The 542-nt window shown below is 39.3% G+C and carries 1 protein-coding gene; it reads left to right on the top strand.

Annotation, left to right across the window (positions count from 1 at the left end; genetic code table 11):
* The coding region (locus HMPREF1551_RS05980; protein ID WP_021628174.1) for a type IV toxin-antitoxin system AbiEi family antitoxin at nt 1–542 on the top strand (542 nt) is incomplete at both ends.

The raw sequence follows: 542 nt of genomic DNA on the forward strand, positions 1-542 counted from the left end.
ATGCAGGAGCTAAAAGAGGTGTTTCCTCACCTTAAAGAAAAAACTATTCTCAATACTTTGGGGACACTTAAAAAGCAAGGAAAGCTCCTGCCTCTTTGGAATGGCATCTATAGCATCGTCCGTTTTGTGGATATTGGTAATGCTACTGATAACAGAGCTATCAGAGAAGAGGGAAAACCTTATTTCTACATTGAAACACTGATGCAACACCTAAAAAGGGAATACTATGTAGCCCTGCTCAGTGCAGTAGAAGTACATCTATCTCCCAAAGAGGCTTTACAGGCAAATGAAATTACAGTGATAACCTCCTTACCTCCACTGAGGGATTCCTTTAGGGGACAAAGTAAGATTCGTTACCTTGTCAAAAAGGATATCAAAAACTTAAGAGAGATAGGAGTAAAAAGGAAAACCTTACCTTTTTCTATAGAGGAAAGAACTTTGCGGGTAGCCTCTTTGGAGCTCACTGCGGTTGATTTGCTCCTCTATGAAAAAGAGATAGGAGGCATTCAAAAAGCAGTAGAGGTAATTCAAAGGATTAAAAA

Source organism: Capnocytophaga sp. oral taxon 863 str. F0517 (assembly GCF_000466425.1).
GTDB lineage: Bacteria > Bacteroidota > Bacteroidia > Flavobacteriales > Flavobacteriaceae > Capnocytophaga.